The organism is Amycolatopsis sp. NPDC104863, from assembly GCF_055582965.1.
In genome coordinates this window covers 1439574-1444394 of sequence record NZ_JBVJOW010000002.1, presented here as the reverse complement: position 1 = coordinate 1444394, position 4821 = coordinate 1439574, and the positions used below count along the sequence as shown (strand labels likewise).

The 4821-nt window shown below is 68.6% G+C and carries 4 protein-coding genes; 1 reads left to right on the top strand and 3 read right to left on the bottom strand.

The genetic code is table 11. The features are described from left to right. Positions 1 to 150: 150 nt before the first annotated feature. Complete coding sequence (locus tag ACZ63J_RS16630; RefSeq protein ID WP_465408981.1) at positions 151 to 2466, bottom strand: oxidoreductase; 2316 nt, start codon at positions 2464 to 2466, stop codon at positions 151 to 153. 229 nt (positions 2467 to 2695) lie between these two features. Between ACZ63J_RS16630 and ACZ63J_RS16625 the strand changes: the two genes are divergently transcribed. Then, positions 2696 to 2953, top strand: coding sequence for a hypothetical protein (locus ACZ63J_RS16625; protein WP_465333465.1), 258 nt, complete (start codon positions 2696 to 2698; stop codon positions 2951 to 2953). A 102-nt stretch (positions 2954 to 3055) separates the two neighbouring features. Here the strand turns inward: ACZ63J_RS16625 and ACZ63J_RS16620 are convergent, their stop codons facing one another. Both ACZ63J_RS16620 and ACZ63J_RS16615 read right to left on the bottom strand, forming a co-directional pair. Further along, a complete protein-coding gene (locus tag ACZ63J_RS16620; RefSeq protein WP_465306789.1) occupies positions 3056 to 3817 on the bottom strand; it encodes an amino acid ABC transporter ATP-binding protein in 762 nt (253 codons plus the stop codon). Beyond that, positions 3814 to 4620, bottom strand: coding sequence for an amino acid ABC transporter permease (locus tag ACZ63J_RS16615; protein ID WP_465333464.1), 807 nt, complete (start codon positions 4618 to 4620; stop codon positions 3814 to 3816). The genes ACZ63J_RS16620 and ACZ63J_RS16615 overlap by 4 nt, the downstream gene beginning before the upstream one ends. Positions 4621 to 4821: the final 201 nt, after the last annotated feature.

Sequence of the window (4821 nt, the reverse complement as noted above, 5' to 3'; positions counted from 1 at the left end):
CACCCGCTACGCCAAACGCGCTGCTTACTACCAGGCCGAACTCACCATCGCAGCGATCGTTCTTTGGCTCCGATGACTTACAGGACAGCGCCTAGCCGCTTCTCAGTAAATCTTGGTCAGACACTAGACAGCCCGATAAACGCCCAGAGATCAGTATTCTCGACGCAGCATGCGGCTCACGCCGGCCGCGACCGTGGTCGCCAGGATCCAGCCGGACGCCGTGAAGCCCGCGGCCACCCAGTTGTCCGTGCCGTGCATGTACCAGCGCGACTTGTTGCCGAAGTCGACGATCGGCACCAGCAGGTCGGCCGTGTAGATCACCGGGTTCCACTGCAGGCCCGTGTCCTGCTGGTTCACCACGCACCGCCGGCCGTTCGCGATGACCTGGTGCGCGGGGTTCGAGTTTGTCCAGTTGACGCAGTCGTCGGTGCCCAGGCCGAACCACAGGCTGCCCAGCACCAGCAGCGTGAACAGCCAGCCGAGCGCCCGCACCGGGCGGTAGCCGTAGCCGACCATCGAGCGCTGCAGCCAGCTCCACGTCCGCACACCCGGACCGAAGAACTTGAAGCCCTGGGCCAGCGCCTCGTAGCGGAACTGCTGCTTGCGCAGCGCCACCGTCGACGCGTGCTCTTCGTTCCCGGCCGCGCGCAGCATGTGCGCGAGCTGGTCGTACGGGCCCGGCCGGTAACCGCGCATCGCCTTGCGCAGCAGCTCGATGCGGTGGTCGAGCGCCTTGTCGTCGGCGAGCGGGATGCCCTTGCCGAGCGCGTCGTAGCGGAAGTCCTCCAGCTCGATGCCTTCGGACGCGGCCCAGAACGCCTCGTTGTCGTTCAGCGTGCCGCAGTGCGCCCGCCGCAGGACGACCCTTCCGGCCGGGGGCACGCTCGGGGTCAGCGTGAACTCGTCCGCGGCGACGTCCCCCGCGTCCAGCGCCACCGCGAACGGCGGCAGCGAGCCGAGCTGCGATCCCCGCAGGTCGACGCGCCGCGCGACCTGGGCGCCGTCGAGGTTGACCCCGCCCTCGGCGACGAACGGACGGCTATTGTTGTCACGCAGCGTGAGATCACGGCCGATCCGGCCGGTCCGGACGTCGAGGGAGAAACTGCTGGTGGCGCGGCGGCCGGGGTCGGTGAGCCGGGTGCCTGCCAGGTTGATGCTGCCGCCGACCTCGACACCCTGCAGCCGCAGCGTGCCGTGGATCGTGGCGTCGGTGAGCTGGAAGTTGCCCGCGATCTTCGACCGGCGCGCGGAGAAGACGTCCCGGCCGGGGTGGCGGAACATCGAGTTCCAGGCCAGGAAGTTGCCCCCGACGGTGACGTCGGCCAGGCGCAGCTGCCCGGCGGGCACCCGCAGGCTCGTCGCCTCGATGTCCCCGCCGATCTCGGTGCCGTCGAGGTGCAGCGCGCGGTCGTAGTACGGCTGCGACTTGCCGCGCACCACGGTGATCTCGGCGCCGGCCAGCCGCAGCGAGCCACCGATCCGGGCGTTGACCATGCGCAGCGTGCCGAGCGCCTGCAGGCCGTCGGACAGCTCCAGGTTGCCGTCGACGCGCAGCCGGTCGACGACCAGCGCGGGCCGCGGGTCGAGGTACGGGTCGTTGGACTTCCACGCGTCGACGGCGATCGGCCCGTGCTGCGACACCGTCAGCTTCGCTTCGCGCAGCACGATGTCGCTGTCCACCGTGGCGCTCGGCAGGTACATGATCCCGGTCGCGGAGAAGCGTTTGCGCTGGCTGGCCGGCCCGTAGTTGTCGACTTCGCAGAGCAGGCTGCCGCCGATGTGCAGGCCGTTGCCGTTGAGCGCGAAGCCGTCCGGGTTGTTCAGGGTGGCGCCGGAGAAGTTGACGTTACCGCCGGTGCGCAGGCCCGGGAGCCGGACTTCGCCGTTCGCGACCATCCGGTAGGCCAGCAGCGCGCCGGTCAGGACGAGCCGGTCGGCCTGGATCGCCTTGCCGTGCGGGTGCGAGATGACGGTGCGGGTGAGCACCATCGACCCCTCGATCACGGCGTCGGTGAGGTTGACCGCGGCGTTCGGCATCCCGCGTTCGCGGTCGTCGCCGCGCTGCACGGTGGTTTCCTCGATCTCGCGGTCGGCGCCGTCGACCTGCACGACGCAGCGGATCAGCCGGACGTCGTTGCGGCTGCGCAGGTTGCGGGCCTTGAGCCCGGGCAGCCAGCACTTGCGGAAGACCAGGCCGAGCAGGTTCGCCTCACGCACGTCCGGCGGCTGCTCGAACCGGCAGCGCTCGAACCGGAACAGGTACTTCAGGTCCGCGGCGCGCAGGTCGAGCGTGCCGGTGATGTAGGCGTCCTCGACGTAGACGATCGGCGCGTTGGTGGCCTGACGCCGCCAGCGCAGCAGGCCGCCGTTGCCGGGTTTCAGCAGGTCGGACGCCTTGACCTCGTAGCGGCGGTCGGGGATGCCCGCGAACGGGTCGAGGGGTGGCAGCGCGTTTTCGGTCGTCATCGTCTCCCCCACCCCATTGCCCGCACCGACTATAACACCGGATGATCACCGGCCTGGCCTATTGCCGCTGCCGATCATCCGTGATGTGATCGATTCACAATATCCCCGGGGGGAGGGGCTAATTGGCAACCATTGACCAGTGTGTGTATTGCACCGGTGCCGGTCATGGTGATCAGCCACTCCGCATGAGCACCCGAGGAGCCGTTTCCTTTTCCAGAGGGGTGGAGAAATGCGCACAATCGCGCGCGGAGCGCTGGTCACGGCGGCTTTGGCGACCAGCGGCACGTTCCTTTTCGGCGGAACGGCGGCGTTCGCCGATGCCGCGAGCACCAATGAGGTCGTCGTCGCCGGCCCGTTCGACTGGTACGACTCGTGCCACCGGACGCAGCAGGAATACCAGCGGTACTACACCATTGTCCAGGGCTGCTTCCAACTGGAAACAGGCAACGACAAGTGGATCTTCACGTATGACAACACGCACCACTAGAACGACCGCGGCGGAATAGCCGCCGATTTGATCGCCCGGCACGTCCACACGGACGTGCCGGGCGATCAAGCACGGGCTGCCGACGCGGAGCCGGCAGCAGCGTCATTCACCGTCGAGGCTCTGCGTCGGGTTGAGGACCCGGTTGAGGAACGACTTCGTGCGGTCGTGCTGCGGGTCGCCGATCACCTGGCCGGGCGGGCCCTGCTCGACGACCACGCCGCCGTCCATGAACAGCACGCTGTCGGCGACCTCGCGGGCGAACTGCATCTCGTGCGTGACGACCAGCATCGTCATGCCCTCTTCGGCCAGCTGCCGCATGACCGCGAGCACGTCGCCGACGAGCTCCGGGTCCAGCGCGGACGTCGGCTCGTCGAACAGCATCACGTCCGGGTTCATCGACAGCGCCCGCGCGATCGCGACGCGCTGCTGCTGACCGCCGGAAAGCTGCCCCGGCAACGACGTCTCCTTCTCGCTCAGGCCGACCTTCTCCAGGTTCTCCCGGGCGATCCGGACGGACTCCTCCTTGCCGCGCTTGAGGACCTTCCGCTGCGCGACGGTGAGGTTGTCCAGCACGGTCAGGTGCGCGAAGAGGTTGAAGCCCTGGAAGACCATGCCGATCTTGCGCCGGGCGCCGTCGATGTCGACGTCCTCGTCGGTGATCTCGTTGCCGTTGACCACGATCTTGCCCTGCTGCGGCTCCTCCAGGAGGTTCACGCAGCGCAGCAGCGTCGACTTGCCCGACCCGGACGGCCCGATGATGCAGACGACCTGGCCGCGCTCGACCTGCAGGTCGATGCCCTTCAGCACCTCCAGCGGGCCGAACGCCTTGTGCAAACCGGAAATTTCGACGATGACGTCGGTCATGTGGCACCTCCGCCGGACACCCCGGCGCCGTATTTCTTCTCCAGCCGCTGCTGCAGGATCGACAGCGGGATGGTGATGACGAGATAACAGAGGCCCGCGACGACGATCGGGGTGAGCCCCTTCGCCTCCAGCAGGGCCTGGCGGCTGAACTGCGCGAGCTCCTGCTGCGCCGGCGTCGTGCCGAGCAGGAACGCCAGCGACGAGTCCTTCGTCAGCATGATCAGCTCGTTGGCCAGCGGCGGCAGCACGATCCGGAAGGCCTGGGGGATGACGATCGTGATCATCGACCGGGTGGGCGACATGCCCAGCGACCGGGCGGCCTCGACCTGCCCGCGCGGCACCGCCTGGATGCCGGCCCGGATCGTCTCCGCCATGTAGGCCGAGGACACGATGCCGAGCGCGATCATGATGGAGACGTTGCGCGGCAGGTGCGTGTCCGGGAACGCGATCGGGACGCCGACCCCCACCGCGAGGAAGATCAGCAGCGCGGGCAGCCCACGGAAGAACTCGATGTACCCGCGCGCGAACCACCGGTACGGCCCCACCGAGGACAGCCGCATCAGCGCGAGCACGAGCCCGAGCCCCAGGCCCAGCGCGAACCCGAGCGCGGTGAAGATGATGGTGTTCTTGAGCGCGACCGTGATGACGTCGGGGAACTGCTGCGCGGCGACGTCCAGGTCGAAGAACGCCCGCCCGATCTGACCCCAGTTGGCCAGGAACGCGAAGACCACGACGATCACGAGCAGCAGGACGTACTGTGCACCCCGGAACGCCGATCGTCGCTGGCGTCGGCTCAGTGCCATTTCACTCCTCTGGCAGGCCCGGAAAGGGCATCGGAAACACCGCTGTGGGGGGGGGGGGGGGGGGGGGGAGAAGAAGGGGGGGGGGGGGGGGGGGGGGGGGGGGGGGGGGGGTGTGGAGGGGGGGGGGGGGGGGGGGGGGGGGGAAGTGGACGTAGGTGCCGCAGCCCGGAGCGGACAGGTGGGTCGGGCTGAATCAGGTGA